General features: G+C 60.8%; 16 protein-coding genes. 8 read left to right on the plus strand and 8 right to left on the minus strand.

Annotated elements, in window-relative coordinates; all coding sequences use genetic code 11:
- Positions 1-9: 9 nt before the first annotated feature.
- The 5 genes from serB to hutI form a co-directional block, all read right to left on the minus strand.
- Positions 10-888: a phosphoserine phosphatase SerB gene (gene serB / locus AC2FJ6_RS17095; protein ID WP_170774933.1), complete on the minus strand. Its 879-nt coding sequence runs from the start codon at positions 886-888 to the stop codon at positions 10-12.
- Positions 889-958: 70 nt separating this feature from the next.
- Positions 959-2,641, minus strand: a complete 1,683-nt coding sequence (gene hutU, locus AC2FJ6_RS17100; RefSeq protein ID WP_170774935.1) for a urocanate hydratase — start codon at positions 2,639-2,641, stop codon at positions 959-961.
- Positions 2,638-3,456 carry an N-formylglutamate deformylase gene (hutG, locus tag AC2FJ6_RS17105; protein ID WP_496669568.1) on the minus strand — a complete coding sequence of 273 codons (819 nt, stop codon included), beginning with the start codon at positions 3,454-3,456 and terminating at the stop codon, positions 2,638-2,640. Before hutG ends, hutU begins: the two co-directional genes overlap by 4 nt.
- Positions 3,456-4,985 (minus strand): histidine ammonia-lyase, encoded by a 1,530-nt coding sequence (gene hutH / locus AC2FJ6_RS17110; protein ID WP_496669570.1) that lies wholly within the window; start codon positions 4,983-4,985, stop codon positions 3,456-3,458. Before hutH ends, hutG begins: the two co-directional genes overlap by 1 nt.
- Complete coding sequence (gene hutI / locus AC2FJ6_RS17115; RefSeq protein ID WP_170774941.1) at positions 4,982-6,190, minus strand: imidazolonepropionase; 1,209 nt, start codon at positions 6,188-6,190, stop codon at positions 4,982-4,984. Before hutI ends, hutH begins: the two co-directional genes overlap by 4 nt.
- Positions 6,191-6,271: 81 nt before the next feature.
- On the opposite strand from hutI, the gene AC2FJ6_RS17120 reads away from it, so the two are divergent.
- The 3 genes from AC2FJ6_RS17120 to AC2FJ6_RS17130 all read left to right on the plus strand — a co-directional run bounded on the left by AC2FJ6_RS17120 (position 6,272) and on the right by AC2FJ6_RS17130 (position 9,949).
- Positions 6,272-7,627 (plus strand): formimidoylglutamate deiminase, encoded by a 1,356-nt coding sequence (locus tag AC2FJ6_RS17120; RefSeq protein WP_170774943.1) that lies wholly within the window; start codon positions 6,272-6,274, stop codon positions 7,625-7,627.
- Positions 7,628-7,651: 24 nt separating this feature from the next.
- On the plus strand, positions 7,652-8,356 hold the full coding sequence (gene hutC / locus AC2FJ6_RS17125; protein WP_170783130.1) for a histidine utilization transcriptional repressor HutC: 705 nt from the start codon (positions 7,652-7,654) through the stop codon (positions 8,354-8,356).
- Between the two features lie 81 nt (positions 8,357-8,437).
- Positions 8,438-9,949 carry a malonate--CoA ligase gene (locus AC2FJ6_RS17130; protein WP_496669571.1) on the plus strand — a complete coding sequence of 504 codons (1,512 nt, stop codon included), beginning with the start codon at positions 8,438-8,440 and terminating at the stop codon, positions 9,947-9,949.
- On the opposite strand, the gene AC2FJ6_RS17135 is transcribed toward AC2FJ6_RS17130, so the two are convergent.
- The 3 genes from AC2FJ6_RS17135 to AC2FJ6_RS17145 all read right to left on the minus strand — a co-directional run bounded on the left by AC2FJ6_RS17135 (position 9,942) and on the right by AC2FJ6_RS17145 (position 13,608).
- Complete coding sequence (locus tag AC2FJ6_RS17135) at positions 9,942-10,667, minus strand: metallophosphoesterase family protein (RefSeq protein ID WP_496669573.1); 726 nt, start codon at positions 10,665-10,667, stop codon at positions 9,942-9,944. The two genes, AC2FJ6_RS17130 and AC2FJ6_RS17135, sit on opposite strands and share 8 nt — an antisense overlap.
- Before the next feature lie 118 nt (positions 10,668-10,785).
- Complete coding sequence (gene serA, locus AC2FJ6_RS17140) at positions 10,786-12,381, minus strand: phosphoglycerate dehydrogenase (protein WP_496669575.1); 1,596 nt, start codon at positions 12,379-12,381, stop codon at positions 10,786-10,788.
- A gap of 72 nt (positions 12,382-12,453) precedes the next feature.
- Positions 12,454-13,608, minus strand: a complete 1,155-nt coding sequence (locus AC2FJ6_RS17145; protein WP_170774954.1) for a phosphoserine transaminase — start codon at positions 13,606-13,608, stop codon at positions 12,454-12,456.
- Positions 13,609-13,893: 285 nt separating this feature from the next.
- On the opposite strand from AC2FJ6_RS17145, the gene AC2FJ6_RS17150 reads away from it, so the two are divergent.
- The 5 genes from AC2FJ6_RS17150 to AC2FJ6_RS17170 all read left to right on the plus strand — a co-directional run bounded on the left by AC2FJ6_RS17150 (position 13,894) and on the right by AC2FJ6_RS17170 (position 20,161).
- Entirely contained in the window at positions 13,894-14,478 is a 585-nt protein-coding gene (locus tag AC2FJ6_RS17150; RefSeq protein ID WP_170774956.1) for an ANTAR domain-containing response regulator, read from the plus strand.
- Entirely contained in the window at positions 14,475-15,647 is a 1,173-nt protein-coding gene (locus tag AC2FJ6_RS17155) for an ABC transporter substrate-binding protein (RefSeq protein WP_170774958.1), read from the plus strand. The genes AC2FJ6_RS17150 and AC2FJ6_RS17155 overlap by 4 nt, the downstream gene beginning before the upstream one ends.
- Positions 15,648-15,918: 271 nt before the next feature.
- Entirely contained in the window at positions 15,919-17,286 is a 1,368-nt protein-coding gene (locus AC2FJ6_RS17160; protein ID WP_170774960.1) for a CmpA/NrtA family ABC transporter substrate-binding protein, read from the plus strand.
- A 98-nt stretch (positions 17,287-17,384) separates the two neighbouring features.
- A complete protein-coding gene (locus tag AC2FJ6_RS17165; RefSeq protein ID WP_480877341.1) occupies positions 17,385-18,470 on the plus strand; it encodes an ABC transporter permease in 1,086 nt (361 codons plus the stop codon).
- A gap of 5 nt (positions 18,471-18,475) precedes the next feature.
- On the plus strand, positions 18,476-20,161 hold the full coding sequence (locus AC2FJ6_RS17170; protein ID WP_496669577.1) for an ABC transporter ATP-binding protein: 1,686 nt from the start codon (positions 18,476-18,478) through the stop codon (positions 20,159-20,161).
- Positions 20,162-20,165 lie beyond the last annotated feature (4 nt).

Below are 20,165 nucleotides of genomic sequence, written 5' to 3' on the forward strand. Positions count from 1 at the left end.
CGCGCCGTGCTAACGGGCCGCAAACTCAGATCGTGCATAGCCTTGCAGGAACAACAAAGCCGTGAGATCTCCGTGGTTTACCCGCACCTCACACTGTTCCGCGACCGAAGGTTTCGCGTGCAGCGCCACCCCGGTTCCGGCCCGTCCCAGCATACCCAGATCATTCGCGCCATCGCCCACGGCGATCACATCCGATTCGGACAGACCCAACCGCACGGTAATCTGCTCCAGAGCATCCACCTTGGCCTGACGTCCCAGAATGGGGCGCCCGACATCGCCGGTCAGCTTACCGCCCTCGGCCAGCAGCGTGTTGGCGCGGTTCTCATCAAAGCCCAACTCGGCCCCGACCTTGGCTGTAAACGCCGTGAACCCGCCCGAGACCAATGCGGAATACCCGCCATTCGCCCGCATGGTCCCAACAAGTTCCTTGCCGCCGGGCATCAGGGTAATACGCTCGGCTAGCACCTTGTCGATCACGGCCTCATCCAAACCTTTCAGCAACCCGACACGCTCGGTCAGAGCGCCCTCGAAGCCCAGCTCACCGTTCATGGCCCGCGCGGTGATGTCCTTGACGCGCTCGCCTACGCCGGCCTCATCGGCCAGTTCGTCGATGCATTCCTGCTGGATCATGGTGCTGTCCATATCGGCCAGCAGCATCTTTTTGCGGCGACCGTTGGCGGGTTGAACCACCAGATCGACGCCCATGTTCTGCAAATCAGCCCAAACGTCCCACTGATTATCCGGCAAGCCCGACAGCGAAAACTCTGCGGCTTCATCCGGGCTCAACCACTGCACATCGCCACCGCCCCAGGCGTTACGCAGGGAGTCGACCAGAGTCTGTTCCAGCGCATTTTTGTCAGGGTTAGTCAAAAGGGTGGCAACGTACATCTTCAATCTCCGGAAAGCTCACCTGCGGGATATCGCAGGTGCAGCATTTTCGCCAGAGGACAGATGCGCCCTAGCCCAGAATACCCGGCAATCGCAGCCCATGCGCACGGGCGCAATCCTTCGCTGCCTCATACCCCGCATCCGCATGACGCCACACGCCCGAGGCCGGATCGTTCCACAACACCCGCTCTAGCCGCCGCGCGGCGTCCTCGGTCCCGTCAGCGCAGATCACCACACCCGCGTGCTGACTGAAGCCCATGCCAACGCCGCCTCCATGGTGCAGCGACACCCATGTCGCCCCGCTGGCCGTATTGATCAACGCATTCAGCAAAGGCCAGTCGCTGACGGCATCCGAGCCATCCAACATCGCCTCGGTCTCGCGGTTCGGGCTGGCAACAGAACCGCTGTCCAAGTGATCCCGCCCGATCACCACGGGGGCCTTTAGTTCACCATTAGCCACCATCTCATTGAAGGCGAGCCCAGCGCGATGCCGATCCCCAAGCCCGATCCAGCAGATGCGCGCGGGCAGACCCTGAAATGCGATGCGGTCCTGCGCCATATCGAGCCAGCGGTGCAGGTGCTCGTTTTCTGGGAACAGTTCCTTCATCTTGGCGTCGGTTTTGTAGATATCTTCGGGGTCGCCGGATAGGGCGCACCAGCGGAACGGGCCGATCCCTTTGCAGAACAGCGGGCGTATGTAAGCAGGTACAAAACCGGGGAAGGCAAAGGCGTTCTCCAGCCCTTCATCCTGCGCGACCTGCCGGATGTTGTTGCCGTAATCCAGTGTCGGCACGCCTGCATTCCAGAAATCAACCATGGCCGCGACATGCTGTTTCATAGACGCACGTGCGGCTTTTTCCACTGACTTAGGCTCTGTTTCGCGCTTTTCCCTCCACTGTGCCATGGACCAGCCGATAGGTAGGTATCCATTGATCGGGTCATGGGCGCTGGTCTGATCGGTGACGATATCGGGGCGCATGCCCCCCTCGGCCATGCGACGGTAGATCTCGGGGAAAACCTCGGCGGCATTGCCCAGCAGACCGACGGATTTCGCCTCACCAGCTTTGGTCCAGCGGTCGATCATCTCAAGCGCTTCGTCCAGCGTCTCGGCCTTTTCATCCAGGTATTTGGTGCGAAGGCGGAAGTCGATGCTGTCGGGGTTGCATTCCACCGCCAGACAGCAGGCCCCGGCAAAGACGGCCGCCAGAGGCTGCGCGCCGCCCATACCACCCAAGCCGCCGGTCAGAATCCACTTGCCGGTCAGGTCGCCGCCATAGTGCTGACGCCCGGCCTCGGCAAAGGTCTCATAGGTTCCCTGAACGATGCCCTGCGTGCCGATATAGATCCACGAGCCGGCCGTCATCTGGCCGTACATCATCAGGCCCTTCTTATCGAGTTCGTTGAAGTGATCCCAGTTGGCCCAATGTGGCACGATGTTTGAATTGGCGATCAGAACGCGCGGTGCATCCTTGTGGGTGCGGATGATGGCCACGGGCTTGCCGGACTGGACAATCAGAGTCTCATCCTCTTCCAGATCCTTCAAACCCTCAACAATAGTGTCGAAATCCTGCCATGTACGTGCGGCGCGCCCGATCCCGCCATAAACCACCAGCTCATGCGGGTTCTCGGCCACGTCCGGATGCAGGTTGTTCATCAGCATCCGTAAAGGCGCCTCGGTCACCCAGCTTTTGGCGTTCAGCTCGGGACCAGTGGGCGGATAGATATCACGTGTGTTTTTGCGTGGATCGCTCATGTCTGGGCTCCTTGATTGGTCAGTGCTCCCGATCGGGCGAGGTCATTGAGGCGGGTGAGCATGTCGGTGAGATAAGGCCGCAAGGCCACAGCCCGGTCCGCGCGCCACGTCCATGGCGGCGCTTCGTCCATGTAAGAGCGCTGCGCCAACTCCATCTGGATCGCGTGGATATTCTGATCTGGTTGCCCATAGTGGCGGGTTGTCCAACCACCGCGAAAGCGTCCGTTCAGCACCGCGGGCATCCTTTCGGCACCCTCAGCCACCCCTTGCACGGCCTGTTCGATGACGCGTGCGCAACTTTGACCGTCATTCGTGCCGGTGTTGAAAACGGGTAATTCCCCTTCGAACAGAAACGGAATTCGGGACCGGATAGAGTGGCAATCGAACAGGATCGCCACCCCATGACGCTCGCGTACGCGGTGCAGTTCTTGCAGCAGCGCGGCGTGATACGGCGCATGATAGGCGTGACGCCGGGATTCGATTTCATCCGCTGAGGGCTCTTGCCCATCGGCCCAGATCGGTTGGCCGTCGAAATCGGTCAGCGGAACCAGCGTCGTCGTGTTCTGACCGGGATAGAGCGAAACACCGCCCGGGTCGCGATTTGCGTCGATGACATAGCGATGGATATGGGACTGCACCACCGTCGCATCGGTAAATGCCCCGTCATAGAGTCTGTTTATGTGCCAATCTGTGTCCGCAATCCCCCGGCCAATGTCGTTTAACCGCGCTGCGATGTCATCGGGCACATGGGTTCCACCATGAGGCTGACCCAGCACAATCGGGCTGTCACCGGACCGGACAGAGACCACCTGCATCAGAACAACTCCGGCATGGGCAGTTTGACCGCATCCAACACGCACCCATCGGCAATCAGCACCTTCGCCTGTTCAAGCTCTGGCGCCAGATAGCGATCCTCGGACAGCGCCGGGATATCGGATCGCAGCCGGGCTACGGCCTGCTGCAACGGGGCGCTTGTTGTCAGGGGGGCGCGGAATTCCACGCCTTGGGCTGCACACAGCATCTCGACCCCAAGAATATAATTCAGGTTTTCGACCATCCGCGTCAGCCGTCGCGCGCCATGGGCCGCCATCGAGACGTGATCCTCCTGATTGGCCGAGGTCGGCGTGCTATCCGTCACGCAAGGGTTGGCCAGATGCTTGTTCTCGCTCATCAGCGCCGCCGTTGTCACTTCGGCGATCATCAGGCCCGAGTTCAGCCCCGGTTTGGGCGTCAGGAAGGGCGGTAGATCAAAGCTCAGCGCCGGGTCCACCATCAGGGCGATGCGTCGTTGCGCGATGGCTCCGATCTCGGACAGGGCTAATGCAATCATGTCGGCGGCAAAGCCCACGGGCTCGGCGTGAAAATTCCCGCCCGAGACAATCGCGTCCTCCAGAACCAGCGGGTTGTCGGTGGCGGCGTTGGCTTCGACTTCAAGCGTGGCCGCCGCTTGGCGCATCACATCCATGGCCGCGCCCGTGACTTGCGGCTGGCAACGGATGCAATAAGGGTCCTGAACCCGCGTATCGCCATCACGGTGACTTTCGCGAATTTCCGACCCGTCCAGAACCGCACGCATGGCGCTGGCCGCCTCAGTCTGGCCGCGATGGCCACGCAAAGTGTGGATTTCGGGGCGCAACGGCGCGGTCGAACCCATGATCGCGTCGGTCGACAGGGCAGACACCACCAAAGCGTTTTGCGCTGCACACCAGGCCTGAAACAGCCCTGTCAGCGCAAATGCTGTCGAGAACTGGGTCCCATTAATAAATGCCAGCCCCTCTTTCGGACCGAGTTGAATCGGCTCTAACCCGACTTTTTTGAGCGCATCAAGCCCCGGCAGGACCGTCCCGTCCACTTCGGCCTCACCTGCACCGATCAGCACGGCGGTCATATGGGCCAAAGGGGCCAGATCGCCCGATGCCCCGACCGATCCCTGCGCCGGGATGACAGGTGTCACACCACGTGCCAGCATTTGCTGGAGCAGCTCGATCAAGTCCCACCGCACGCCCGAGGCCCCACGGCCAAAGGACAACAGCTTGAGCGTCATCATCAACCGGGTCACGCGGCGCGAGATTGCGGGGCCAACCCCGCAGCAATGGCTGAGGATCAGGTTGCGTTGCAAGGTAGACGTATCCTGCGCCACGATTTTGTGGCTGGCCAGTTTGCCGAAGCCGGTATTGACGCCATAGACAGGGTCTGCGCCTTGCGCGGCGGCCTGCACGCGGTGGGCTGCGGCCTCGACCGCAGGCTTGCATGCGGGGTCCAACGTCACGGTGGCATCCTGCCAATACACGTGCGCCAAATCGGTCAGAGTGACCGCGCCGGGGGTCAGGGTCAGCTCGGTCATTCCGATCCTCCGAACAGGCGCGCGTGCAAGGGGTTGAAGCCAATGCGATAAGCCAGTTCCGCCGGATGAGAAACATCCCAGACCGCAAGATCAGCCCGCAGGTCCGGCGCAATTTGCCCGGTATCCGCCAGCCCCAAAGCGCGCGCAGCGTTTCGGGTTACACCGGCCAACGCCTCTTCCGGTGTCAAGCGGAACAGGGTGCAGGCCATGTTCATAGTCAGCAAAAGCGAGGCCAAAGGTGACGAGCCCGGATTGCAATCCGTCGCCAGCGCAATCGGAACATCTCGGTCACGCAGCAGTTGGACCGGAGGCTTCTGGGTCTCCCGCAAGGTATAGAACGCGCCGGGCAGAAGAACCGCAACCGTACCCGCTTCCGCCATGGCCAAGACGCCATCGCCATCCAGATATTCCACATGATCCGCCGACAGCGCCCCATAGGCTGCGGCCAATTTGGCGCCGCCCAGATTGGAGAGTTGCTCGGCGTGCAGTTTGACGGGCAAACCAAGTTCCCGCGCCACATCGAACACCCTGGCGATCTGGGTCGGGTTGAAAGCAATGCCCTCACAGAACCCGTCCACCGCGTCGACCAGACCTTCGGCATGGGCCTTGCGCAGGGCGGGAATGCAAACCTCAGTCAAGTAGGCGTCGGGATCAGCGCGGTAATCCGGCGGCGCGGCATGTGCGCCCAGAAAGCTGGTCTTGACCCGCACGGGCCGGGCCTGCCCGATCCGCCGTGCAACGCTTAGCATCTTAAGCTCGGTCGCGACATCCAAGCCATAGCCGGACTTGACCTCGATACAACTGACCCCCTCGGCCAGCAGTGCATCCACGCGCGTCAGGGCATCTGCCAGCAGCGCCTCTTGGCTGGCTGAACGCGTGGCGGTCACGGTGGACAGAATCCCTCCTCCGGCGCGGGCGATCTCCTCATAGCTGGCCCCGTTCAGGCGCATCTCGAACTCGGCGGCGCGGTTGCCACCGAACACCACATGCGTGTGCGCATCAATCAGGGCTGGCGTGATCAGCCGGTCGCCAAAATCCTGAATCGGCCAATCCGCATAATCCGAGGGCATATCCGCCCGAGCACCCACCCAGACGATCCGCCCCCCGTCGACAGCAATTGCTGCGTTCTGACACAGGCCATACGGCGCCGCGCCCGCGACCATGGTTGCCATATGCGCACTTAGAAGAACCGATTTTTTTGCCATGAGGATTCTTTTGGGCTCCCTTTCTTGTTGCTTTTTAAGTATACGTATAAAATATTAAAGTCTACACAAAATGGAATCCCAATGACTGTGCACGCCAAAAGCGCTCTGATCGGCTCTGACTGGGTCTCGGACCTGCGGGTCGAGGTGAAAGAAGGCCGGATCAGTCGGGTCGAAACCGGCGCGCGGCCTCAGCCGCAGGACGATCAGGTGGACGTTCTGTTGCCCGCTTTGGCCAACCTGCACAGCCACAGCTTTCAACGGGCCATGGCCGGAATGACCGAAACCCGCGCCGACGGGCGGGAAAGCTTTTGGACATGGCGCAACCTGATGTACCGCTTTCTGGATCGGTTGACGCCCGACCAGATCGAAGCCATCGCAGCTTTGGTTTTCATAGAGATGCAAGAGGCAGGCTATGCCTCGGTCGGTGAATTTCACTATGTTCACCACCAACCCGGCGGGCAGCCCTACGAGACCCGCTCGGAACTGAGCCAACGTATATTTGCCGCTGCGCAACAGACCGGAATAGGCCTAACCCATCTCCCGGTGCTTTACACCTATGGCGGCGTTCAGCAAGAGCCGCTTGCGGGCGGGCAGTTGCGGTTCGGTCAAAGCGTGGACGCCTATCTGCGCCTGGTCGAAGATTGCCGCAAAGGGGCGCCGCATCTCGACAGTCTTGTGGGCATTGCGCCCCATTCCCTGCGTGCGACCTCTGCGTCCGACTTGCAGACCCTGTTGCAAGCAGCACCGCAAGGCCCGGTACATATCCACATTGCCGAACAAACGCAGGAGGTGCGAGATGTGCAGACCGCATTGGGCGCGACGCCCGTGTCTTGGCTGTTGGACAATGCCGATGTGAATGACCGCTGGTGCCTGATCCATGCGACCCATATGACCGATGCGGAAACGCAGGCCATGGCGCGCTCGGGCGCTGTTGCCGGGCTCTGCCCGATCACCGAGGCCAATCTGGGTGATGGGATCTTCAACGGCGCGGTTTATATGCAGGCGGGCGGACGGCTTGGGGTCGGGTCGGATTCGAACGTCCGGATTTCCCTGTCCGAGGAATTGCGGATGCTGGAATATTCCCAACGTCTTCGCGACCGGGAACGCACGGTTCTGGTTCAGCAGGCCGGATCGGTGGGCCACGCACTTTATACCGGGGCAGCTGAAGGCGGCGCGCAGGCCCTATCGCGGGATGCAGGGCAGATTGCGGTGGGCAAGCTGGCTGATATGGTCGCCATCGACCGCACCCACCCGACCCTTTGCGCATTGACCGACGATCAGTTGTTGGACGGGTTGTGCTTTGCCGCCCATGACGGGGTCGTGACCGATCTGTGGTCTGCCGGGCGGCATATGGTGCGGCAAGGCCGCCACGTGAACCGCGACCAGATCATTTCTGCCTACAGGGTAGGAATTGCCGATCTTTTGTCCGCGGTCTAGAACGCATCCGAAAGCCGAGGGTACATGCCGCAATCAACCGAGACCACCAGCTACAAAGACATCAAGAAAACTGTTTTGGCACGCATCCGCTCGGGCGAATGGCAGCCCGACTCGTTGTTGCCCAACGAACAGGATTTGGCAGCTGAATTCTCCTGTACCCGCACAACCGTCAACCGCGCCTTGCGGGAACTGGCGGATGAAGGCTATCTGGAACGCCGCCGCAAGGCTGGCACCCGTGTACTCAGCGCGCCTCAGCGGCAGGCACGTTTCAGCATACCCATGGTCCGGGACGAGGTCGAAGCGACCGGTGGCACCTATCGCTACGCGCTGGTCTCAGCCGAGACGACCGTCGCCCCGGATTGGCTGACCGCGCGTCTTGCTTTGCGGCCCGACCAAAGCACCGTGCATGTGCGATGCATGCATTTTTCGGGCAATACCCCGTTTCAATACGAAGACCGATGGATTGTAGTGGACAGCGTGCCCCAAGTGGCGCAGGCGGATTTCTCGGCCATCGGCCCGAATGAGTGGCTGATCCAAACTGTACCTTTCACCAATGTGGAACTCAGCTTTCTGGCCAGCCGGGCGGACGCGACCGTCGCCCGTTTTCTGGACCTGCCCGAAGGTGAGCCCGTGTTTACCGGTGAACGCATCACATGGTTGGAGGGGCAACCCGTCACCTACGCCAAAATGTATTTCGGCGCCGGATACCGGATGACCACCCAGTTCTGAACGCGTCAGATTGGGCTTTACCACTGTGCCAATCCACGCCAGATTCCCCAGCGATTGATCCGCTAAAAAAGGGCCAAGGATATGGGCAACCCGCTTTACGACCGTTTGTTTGGCATTCACGCGGGCAAGGACACGCCGTTTCTGCATCTGCCGGATGGCGAGGTTATCACACATGCCGCATTCCTTGATATGGCGGCGCGGCTCGCAAACACGCTGGTTGGTTACGAGTTGGAACCGGGCGACCGGGTTGCCGTTCAGATCGAAAAATCGCCCGAGGCCTTGGCACTCTATGCCGCCTGCGCGCAGGTCGGGTTGGTCTTTTTGCCCCTGAACACCGCCTACACCGTCAACGAGCTGACCTATTTCTTCGAAAACAGCGGCGCATCGCTGGTTGTGTGCGACGACGCGAACCAAACCGCCCTGACACCACTGGCTAAGATGCACGAAGCTCGGCTCGAGACGCTGAACACCGATGGCTCGGGCAGTTTGATGCGGCGTGCCTTGGGGATGTTGCCCGCGTTCGAACCTGCGCACCGGACCGAGGACGATCTGGCCGCCTTCCTTTACACCTCCGGCACCACCGGGCGGTCGAAAGGCGCGATGCTGTCGCAGGCCAACCTGCTATCGAATGCGGAAACATTGGTGCAGGAGTGGCGGTTCACAGCCGATGACGTGCTGCTGCATGCCTTGCCCATTTTCCATACACATGGGCTGTTTGTGGCGACGAATGTGGTGCTGGCCTCGGGCGGGTCGATGATCTTTCTGCCGAAGTTCGATCTGGATGACATGCTGCGCCTGATGCCACAAGCGACCTCAATGATGGGGGTGCCGACCTTCTACACCCGCCTGTTGGGGGATGATCGGTTCACCGGTGATCTGGCTCAGCATATGCGACTGTTCATCTCGGGCTCGGCCCCCTTGCTGGCGGAAACCCATGAGCGGTTCGAAACACGCACCGGCCACCGCATCCTTGAACGATACGGCATGACCGAGACCAACATGAACACCTCAAACCCCTATGACGGCGAGCGTCGCGCGGGCACGGTTGGCTTCCCCCTGCCCGACGTCGAATTGAAAGTGACCGACCCCGACAGCGGCGAGACCCTGCCGCAGGGCGAGATCGGCATGATCGAAGTCCGCGGCCCGAACGTCTTCCAAGGCTATTGGCAAATGCCCGAGAAAACCGCCGCCGAGCTGCGCGAGGATGGGTTTTTCATCACCGGCGATCTGGGTCGAGTGGACGCCGATGGCTATGTCCATATCGTCGGACGCGGAAAGGATCTGATCATCTCGGGCGGGTTCAACATCTATCCCAAGGAACTTGAGATGCTGCTGGACGACCAGCCCGGCGTGTTGGAAAGCGCGGTGATCGGCGTACCGCATCCGGATTTCGGCGAAACCCCCGTGGGCCTGTTGGTGGCGGAACCCGGCGCGACCCCTGATCTGGACGCGATCATGGCCCGTGCGCAGGCCGAACTGGCGCGTTTCAAACATCCCCGCAAACTGATCGTTCTGGACGAGCTGCCGCGTAACACGATGGGCAAGGTGCAGAAAAACGCCCTGCGCGCGCGTTTCGCCGAGCTGTTTACCTAAGCGGCACGCGTCCAGTCGGGGTCAAAAGCCAGCACTTACGCCCCTCAAACACCGCCGTGGCCAATGGACGGCCATAACCTGCGCCCGCATCCAGATTGACACGGTTGCCGCAATGTTCGGCCTGATCGACAGGCGTGTGGCCATGGACAATCAGCCACGGATGCGGCGCGGCTTCGATCAGAAACTCGTTGCGGATCCAGATCAGGTCATTTTCGGATTGCTGCTCCAGCGGCAGACCCGGTCTGATACCCGCGTGAACGAACAGCAATTCGCCCTCTTGGTGATAGTTCGGCAGGGCATTGAGGAAATCCAGATGCTGCGGTGGAACAGCCTCGACCGCGCGTTGATGAACATAGATGATACGGTCATTGTCGGTGACATCCACACCGTAAGAGGCCAACGTCTCGCGCCCGCCCAAACGCGGATGCAACCAACTGAGCGTGACCGGCAGGTGGCTGTCGGCGACCTCGCAGTCCTGTACAAACCGCGCCATCATCCGGTCGTGATTGCCTCGCACCATGACCCAGTTGCGCCCCGCACGTTGACCTTCGATCAACAGGTCAATCACGCCCCGACTGTTCGGCCCGCGATCTACGTAATCCCCCAGAAACACGACCCGTGCGTCCGGGCCGCCATCCTGTTCGATCCGGCGCAGGGCGGTTTGCAACATCTCAAGCTGGCCGTGAATATCGCCAATGGCGTAAATGGCAGACGTCATGAAAAACCTCGGGTCGAAAATCACTTTGCTTGTGACGCGAAAACCGCCCCTGACAAAGAAAATACCCGCGCCTTAGGTGGCGCGGGTTGGGATAGTCTCAGAAATTCAACACTGCCTACTAGGCCACGTCAAATTCCAAAGGTTTGATCTGGGTAAACAGCCCCGTTTCGGCCAACTTTGCGCGGGCCTCGGCCGGGACAGGTTCATCCACATACAGCAGCGCGATCGCTTCGCCGCCCGCTTCGGACCGGCCAAGGGTAAAGTTCGCGATGTTCACGTCGTTCTCGCCCATGGTCTGACCCAGCGTACCGATGATGCCCGGCACGTCTTCGTTGGTGGTATAGAGCATATGCGCCCCGACCTCGGCATCAATATTGATGCCTTTGATCTGAATGAACCGCGGCTTGCCATCGCTGAATACAGTCCCAGCGATCGAACGCTCACGCTTGCTGGTGACAACAGTGACCTTCACATAGCCATCGAAAACGCCGGTCTTGTCCTGATTGGTGGTCGAGATTTTGACCCCGCGCTCTTTCGCAATCACCGGAGCGGACACCATGTTCACATCTGGATTGACCTTTTTCATGATCCCCGCGACGACAGAACAATTCAACGCGGCCAGGTTCATCTCAGCGGCGACACCGTCATAGAGGATGTTGATCGCCTTGATCGGCTCATCCGTCATCTGCCCAATGAAGCTGCCCAGATGCCCGGCCAGCTTGATCCACGGCCCCATGACCTTGGCCTCTTCGGCGGTCACGGACGGCATGTTCAGCGCGTTTTCAACCGCCCCGGTCAGCAGGTAGTTCGAGATTTGCTCGGCCACCTGCAGCGCCACGTTTTCCTGCGCCTCGGTCGTGGCTGCCCCCAGATGCGGTGTGCAGACGACGTTGGGCAGGTTGAACAGAGCGTTTTCCTTGGCCGGTTCCTCGCTGAACACGTCAAAGGCAGCACCGGCCACATGGCCCGATTGCAGCATCTCGGCCAGCGCGTCCTCATCGACCAAACCACCACGGGCACAGTTGACGATGCGCACGCCTTTCTTGGTCTTGGCCAGATTCTCGCGGCTCAGGATGTTGCGGGTCTGATCGGTCAACGGCACGTGCAGGGTGATGAAATCGGCGCGGGCCAGCAAGTCATCCAGCTCGACCTTTTCAACGCCCATCTTCGCGGCTTTCTCTTCGCTGAGATAGGGATCAAAAGCGACGACCTTCATCTTCAGGCCCAGCGCGCGCTCACAAACGATGCCGCCAATGTTGCCTGCACCAATGACGCCGAGGGTCTTGTTGGTCAGCTCAATCCCCATGAATTTGGACTTTTCCCACTTGCCCGCATGGGTCGAGGTGCTGGCCTCGGGGATTTGCCGCGCCACGGCGAACATCATCGCAATGGCGTGTTCGGCCGTTGTGATCATGTTGCCGAAGGGCGTGTTCATCACGATAACACCCTTTTTGCTGGCTGCTTCCTTATCGACATTGTCGGTGCCAATCCCAGCGCGGCCGATAACTTTCAGATTGTCGGCTTTTTCCAGCAGGGTGGGCGTGACCTTTGTGGCGGAACGGATAGCGAGGCCGTCATACTGACCGATCACCTCGGCCAGTTTATCCTTGTCCTTGCCCAGATCGGGCATGAAATCCACGTCGATGCCGCGATCGCGGAAAATCTGCACGGCGGTTTCGCTGAGCTTGTCAGATACGAGTACTTTGGGGGCCATATTTCTGGTCCTTAAACTTTGGGAAAGTATCCGGGCCACAGACGGGCCCAGATTTTTCGTCGAAAAATCTTGTCAGGCGGCTGCCGATTGCGCAGCGATCTCGGCCTCAAAGGCCCAGGCCAGCCACGGCAGCATGGCCTGAATGTCCGAGGTCTCGACCGTGCCGCCACACCAGATGCGCAGGCCCGCGGGGGCATCGCGATATGCACCGATATCCAGCGCGATATTCTCGACCTCCAGCCGTTTGGCTACGGCCTTGGCGAATGTCGTCCCATCCTGAATGCGCGGATCGGTGAATTTCAGGCAGACCGACGTATTAGATTGCGTCGCCGCATCCTCGGCCAGATTGGCGATCCAGTCGTTTTGATCGCAAAAGGCATGAACCGCTCCAGCATTGGCATCTGCGCGGGCAATCAGGCCCTGCAACCCACCGACCGAGCGCGCCCAGTCCAGCGCAAACAGGTAGTCCTCGACCGCCAGCATCGAAGGCGTGTTGATCGTGGCCCCGGTAAAGATACCGTCGATCAGCTTGCCGCCTTTGGTCAGGCGGAAAATCTTGGGCAGCGGCCATGCGGGGGTGTAGCTTTCCAGCCGCTCAACCGCGCGCGGGCTGAGGATCAGCATCCCGTGCGCTGCTTCACCACCCAGCACTTTTTGCCAGCTGAACGTGGTCACATCCAGCTTGTCCCACGGCAGGTCCATCGCAAATGCAGCCGAAGTCGCATCACAGATCGTCAGACCCTGACGGTCATCCGCGATCCAGTCGCCATTGGGAACCCGCACGCCCGAGGTCGTGCCGTTCCACGTAAACACCACATCATTGGCGAAATCGACCGAGGCCAGATCAACGATCTGCCCATACTCGGCGGTTTTCACCTCGGCGTCGATCTTCAATTGCTTGACCACGTCCGTGACCCAACCGGCACCAAAGCTTTCCCAGGCCAGCATCTCGACCTTGCGTTCGCCCAACAGCGACCACAGCGCCATCTCAACCGCGCCGGTGTCCGAGGCGGGAACGATGCCGATCTTGTAATCCGCCGGAATGCCCAGCACCTCACGCGTGCCTTCGATGGCCGCCTTCAGCTTGTCCTTGCCCACCGCAGCACGGTGCGACCGGCCCAATGCAGCGTCGGCCAGCTTGTTCAGCTCGAATGTGGGGGGTTTGGCGCAGGGGCCAGAGGAAAAACGCGGATTCGCCGGCCGCGTTGCCGGTGTATTTGTGCTCATCTGTATTACCCTTCCAGATACACGCCCCTCGTTGGGGAGGGGTGTCCCGCCGCCACACCTAGAAAGCCTGCCGCGTCGCAGCAAGCAGAAAAGACTCTTCGAAGTCGAAAAACGACATTCAATTTCACCCCATCCGCGGTCATGAGTTTCCGATAGGCGAAAGATTTGCAGTCCGTTAACGCGACTCGGTGAGCAGTTGATTGTTTTTTGGGCAGTCACGCGCGGATCGTGACGGAATAGGCCGGCAACCCTTGTGATCAGACATCGGCGCGGTGAAAAGGTGCCATGCCTGACACCCTGACCATTGTCGTTGTAGAAGAAGACCGCGAGCGCGCGATTGCCATCGTCGATGCGCTCAAGGCGTCTGGGGCTTATGATGTGCATGTGATCGGCAATGTCTCGAGCCTTGCGCGCAAGATCGCCGCGCTGGTGCCCGATGTGGTGCTGATCGACATCGACAACCCGACCCGCGACATGCTTGAGGAACTGACCCTTGCATCCGGGCCACTGGAACGGCCAGTAGCCATGTTTGTCTCGGGCGCGGCGGGCGATTTGACCTCGACCGCGATTGAGGCGGGGCTGTCGGCCTACGTCGTCGACGGCATGCAACCGGATCGGCTGAAGCCCGTACTGGACGCGGCCATCGCCCGGTTCCAGATCGTCCGGCAGATGCGCCGTGAACTGGCCGAGACCAAACGTGCGCTGGAAGAACGCAAGGTGATCGACCGCGCCAAGGGTCTGCTGATGAAGGCGCGCGGGGTCGAGGAAGAAGAGGCCTATGCCCTGCTACGCAAAGCCGCGATGGATCAGGGCCGCCGCGTCGCCGACGTGGCCGAAGCGCTGGTCACGGCCTCGGGGCTGTTGTCATGAACGCTGTGACCCTGCCCGTTGCTTATGTTCCGCTGGTGGACGCCGCCCCCTTGATCGTGGCGCATGAGATGGGTCTGGCCCGCGCCGAAGGAGTCGAGTTGGACCTGATCGCAGCGCCCTCATGGTCGTCGGTGCGCGATATGTTGGCCTTTGGGCGGGTGGACGCGGCGCAGCTGTTGTCGCCGGTCCCTGTTGCAATGGCTTTGGGGCTGGGTGGGGTGACACAGCCCTTGTCTGCCGTCTCGGTCCTGTCGGTGAATGGCGACGTGATCGGCGTTAGCCGCGCTTTGGAAACCCGCCTACGCGACTCGGGCTATGAGTTCGACTTTCGCGACCCCTTCAAGGCCGCCGCCGCGCTGGCCTCGGTCGCGGATGGGCCATTGGTCTTCGGCGTGCCCTTCCCGTTCTCGCTGCATGTGGAACTGCTGCATTGCTGGCTTGAGGCTACCGAACTGTCCAAAATCGGGGTCGAGGTGCGCACCATCCCGCCACCCCTGATGGCACAGGCTTTGGCCGAGGGCGATGTGGATGCGTTCTGTGTGGGAGAGCCCTGGGGCTCGGTCGCCGTGGAATCGCAGGCGGGGGCGTTACTGCTGCCCGGTCAGGCGATCTGGGCCTTTGCGCCGGAAAAGGTGCTGGCCGTGCGCACCGACTGGGCGGATACCGAGCCGCACCTGCTGGGCAAGCTGATGCGAGCCGTCTGGCGCGCCGGGCGCTGGCTGGGCCAGCCGGGCAGCCACACCGCCGCCGCTGAAATCCTTGCCCGAGACACCTATCTGAACCTGCCTTCGGAACTGATCGACCGGGCGCTTTCGGGGCGCTTTACCATCACAGGCCACGCCGAACAGCGCGAGGTGCCGGGATTTATCGAGTTCCACGACGGGGCCGCAAACTTCCCATGGCGCAGTCAGGCCAAGTGGATCGCCCACCGTCTGGCGCAACGATACGGTCTGGACCCGCATCTGGCGCTGGCCCAAGCGGGCAGCGTGTTTCGCAGCGATATCTACCGCAATCAACTGGCAGGGTTGGGGGCGGATCTGCCCGGAGCCTCGGAAAAACTTGAGGGCGCGATTCGTGAAACCACACCGGTTGCGTCCCATAACGGGCAGCTGTCGCTGAAGCGGGATGCGTTCTTGGATGGGCGCATTTTTGACCCTCAGGATATCTGACGCCCAAGAATTAGGCAGACGCGCGCGCCGCACCGCGCGATTGCAGCATTTAACGCCGCGTCGCAGCAAAATCGCTTGATCGGCAACGGTGCATTTACCACTCTGAACTCATCGGCACGCAAAGGCGTGTGCCGCAAGAATTCCTCCCAAAGTTTGGGAACGACTGAGCAAAGCCGCTCACTCTCTGGCCAATCCTCCCGGTCAGAGCGTGCAGCGGCTTTTTGTTTTTCACCCACCCGGCTGACCGGGACCAAAAAAGGGACAGACCCACATGAAGAAATTGCTCGCAGGCCTTGTCGCCACCACCGCCCTGATCAGCCCCGCGCTGGCCGAAACGCTGGAGCTGGAGAAGGACGAGCTGACCTTTGGCTTTATCAAACTGACAGACATGGCCCCGCTGGCTGTGGCCTATGAGAATGGGTACTTCCTGGATGAGGGCCTGTTCGTCACGCTCGAAGCGCAGGCCAACTGGAAAGTACTGCTGGACGGTGTAATCGACGGGCAGCTGGACGGTGCGCACATGCTGGCCGGTCAGCCGCTGGCCGCAACTATCGGGTATGGCACCGAGGCGCATATCATCACCCCCTTCTCGATGGACCTGAACGGCAACGGCATCACCGTGTCGAACGAGGTCTGGGAAGAGATGAAGCCGAACATCCCGAAAATGGATGACGGCCGCCCGCAGCACCCGATTTCGGCTGAGGCGCTGGCCCCAGTGGTCGAGAAATACAAATCCGAAGGCAAACCCTTCAATATGGGCATGGTCTTCCCCGTTTCGACCCACAACTATGAACTGCGTTACTGGCTGGCGGCGGGTGGCCTGCACCCGGGCTATTACAGCCCCGAGAACGTGACCGGCCAGATCGGTGCGGATGTGTTCCTGTCGGTGACGCCTCCGCCGCAGATGCCGGCCACGTTAGAAGCGGGCACCATCTATGGCTATTGCGTAGGTGAGCCGTGGAACCAGCAGGCCGTGTTCAAAGGCATCGGCGTGCCGGTGATCACCGATTATGAACTGTGGAAGAACAACCCCGAAAAGGTCTTTGGCATCAATGCCGAGTTCGCCGAGCAGTATCCCAACACCACCCGCGCCGTCACCAAAGCCCTGATCCGCGCTGCGATGTGGCTGGATGAAAACGACAACGCCAACCGCCCCGCCGCGGTCGAGATGCTGAGCCAGCCGGAATATGTGGGTGCGGACTACGAGGTGATCGCGAACTCGATGACGGGCACGTTCGAATATGAAAAGGGCGACAAGCGCGAGGTGCCCGATTTCAACGTCTTCTTCCGCTACAACGCGACCTACCCGTTCTATTCGGACGCCATCTGGTACCTGACCCAGATGCGCCGCTGGGGCCAGATCGCCGAGCCGCAGACAGATGCCTGGTATGACGAGGTCGCCAAGTCCGTCTACCGCCCCGACATCTATCTGGATGCCGCGAAAATGCTGGTGAACGAGGGTCTAGCGAATGAGGCCGACTTCCCCTGGGACAGCGACGGCTACAAAGCCCCCACGCCCGCCGAAGATATCATCGACGGCATTCCCTATGACGCCCGTCAGCCGAACGCTTATCTGCAAAGCCTGCCGATCGGCTTGAAAGGCGAGCAGGTCGTCATCGGCACAGAAGTTCAGGGTTAACTCCCCTGCCTCTCGGCCCTTGGTGGCTGGGGGGCTTTCCCATTCATACAGAATTCCACCCCGCCCGGCGCTGAACGACCGGGCCAGGAGACCGCAAGATGACAGCCATCGACCACGATACGCTATCCCCTGATGCTGAACGCGAGGCCCGACGCGCCCGCCTGTTCACCCGGATCAACGCCGCCGACAAATGGTTTCAGGTTTTGGGCTTGGCCTGGATCACCCCCATCCTGAAGGCCAGCGCAGGCGACAACCCGCGCGCTCAGATGGGCGAGATCTGGCGCCTGCTGGTCGTGCCGCTGCTGGCCATCTTCGCCTTCCTTCTGATGTGGGGCACGCTGGCCCCAAAGGTGCAAACCTCGCTGGGCGCTGTCCCCGGACCGGCGCAGGTCTGGTCCGAAGCCATTAGCCTACATCAGGACGCACAGGCCAAGGCCGCCAAAAAGGCAAAGTTCGAGGCCATGGTTGAAAAGCGCAACCAGAAGTTCATCGATGCGGGCCAGCCCGAAAAGGTCAAAGAGGTCGCCTATACCGGCGCTCCGAGTTACTACAACCAGATATGGACCTCGATCAAAACCGTGTTCTTCGGCTTTCTGATTGCCACCATCGTCGCTGTTCCGCTGGGCATCGCTGCGGGTCTGTCACCCACCGCAAATGCGGCGCTGAACCCGCTGATCCAGATTTTCAAACCGGTCTCGCCGCTGGCCTGGCTGCCGATTGTGACGATGATTGTCTCGGCCGTCTACGTCACCAATGACGGCTGGTTCGCGAAGTCCTTCCTGATCTCGGCCATCACCGTGACGCTGTGTTCGCTGTGGCCGACGCTGATCAACACCTCGCTGGGTGTGGCGTCGATCGACAAGGATCTGGTGAACGTCTCAAAAGTTCTGAAAATGAACACCTACACCAAAATCACCAAGCTGGTGCTGCCCTCGGCCCTGCCGCTGATCTTCACCGGATTGCGTCTATCTCTGGGTGTTGGCTGGATGGTCCTGATCGCGGCCGAGATGCTGGCGCAGAACCCCGGTCTGGGCAAGTTTGTCTGGGATGAGTTCCAGAACGGCTCCTCCAGTTCTCTCGCCAAGATCATGGTGGCTGTCTTTACCATCGGCATCATCGGCTTCCTGCTGGATCGCGTGATGTATGCGCTGCAGTCGCTGTTTACCTTCTCGAACAACCGGTGAGCGATATGGCTGTGATCGACTTCAAGAATGTCTGCAAATCATTCGGTACCGGCACTGCTGCGACGGATGTGCTGAAAGACATCAACCTCTCGGTTGAAGAAGGGGAATTCGTGGTGCTGCTGGGCTTTTCCGGCACTGGCAAAACCACGCTGATCAACCTGATGGCGGGGATCGAGTTTCCCTCCAAGGGCAGCGTCACCTTTCGCGACATGGCCATCACCGGCCCGGCGCCGGAGCGGGGAGTGATCTTCCAGAACTACTCGCTGATGCCGTGGCTGACGGTGACGGGCAATGTGCGGTTGGCCGTGGACGCGGTGTTCCCCAAGATGCCCAAGGCTGAGAAAGAGGAAAAGGTAGCCCATTACATTCGCATGGTGGGCCTCAGCCACGCGGCGACCCGTCGCCCCGCCGAGCTGTCGGGTGGGATGCGTCAGCGGGTGAACGTGGCCCGCGCACTGGCGATGGACCCCGAGGTTCTGCTGCTGGACGAGCCCCTGTCGGCGCTGGATGCATTGACCCGTGGCAATCTGGCGGAAGAGATCGAAAAGATCTGGGAGACCGACCGCAAGACCTGTGTCCTGATCACCAATGACGTGGACGAAGCGATCCTACTGGCCGACCGCATCATCCCGCTGAACCCCGATGGCACGTTGGGGACCGAGTTCAAGGTCTCGATCCCCCGCCCACGCGACCGGTCCGCCATGAACCATGACGAGACGTTCAAGTCTCTGCGTGGCGAGGTCACGAAATACCTGATGGATGTGGGTATCGAGGCCAAGGTCGAAGGCACCAAGACCTTGCCCGACGTGACCCCGATCCACGGTGTCCCCGCAGCGGTGAAAGAAGCGCAGTCGGGTCTGATCGACGAGCGCTATCTGGATTTCAGCCAGTTGCACAAGGTCTACCCCACGCCCAAAGGCCCGCTGACCGTGGTCGAGGATTTCAACCTGAAACTCAACCGAGGCGAATTCATCTCGTTGATCGGTCACTCGGGCTGCGGCAAGTCCACGGTGCTGACCATGGCCGCCGGTCTGAACGAAATTTCGAAAGGCGCAATCAAGCTGGATGGCCGCCATGTCGAAGGCGCCGACCCCGAACGCGCCGTGGTGTTCCAGTCGCCCTCGCTGTTCCCATGGCTGACCGCCAAGGAAAACGTCTCGGTCGGGGTGGACCGCGTCTATCCGCGCGCCAGCCAGGCCGAGCGGCAGGATGTCGTGGAATATTACCTCGAACGGGTCGGTCTGGCCGACGCGATGGACAAATCCGCCGCCGATATGTCGAACGGGATGCGCCAGCGTGTTGGCATCGCCCGTGCCTTTGCCCTTTCGCCAAAACTGCTGCTGCTGGACGAGCCCTTTGGGATGCTAGACAGCCTGACCCGATGGGAGCTGCAAGAGGTTCTGATGGAGGTTTGGTCGCGGACCAAAGTCACCACCATCTGCGTCACCCATGATGTGGACGAGGCGATCCTGCTGGCCGACCGCGTGGTGATGATGACGAACGGTCCGCAGGCCACGATCGGCAAGATCACCAATGTCGACCTGCCACGCCCGCGCACCCGCAAGGCGCTGCTGGCTCATCCTGATTACTACGAATACCGGCAAGAGGTGTTGGATTTCCTCGAGGAATATGAGCATGGGGCGAAACCCAAGCCCAAATCCCCTGCCCCCAATGCCATTGCTGCGGAGTGACTGA

Source organism: Ruegeria sp. CDSA089, assembly GCF_059612205.1.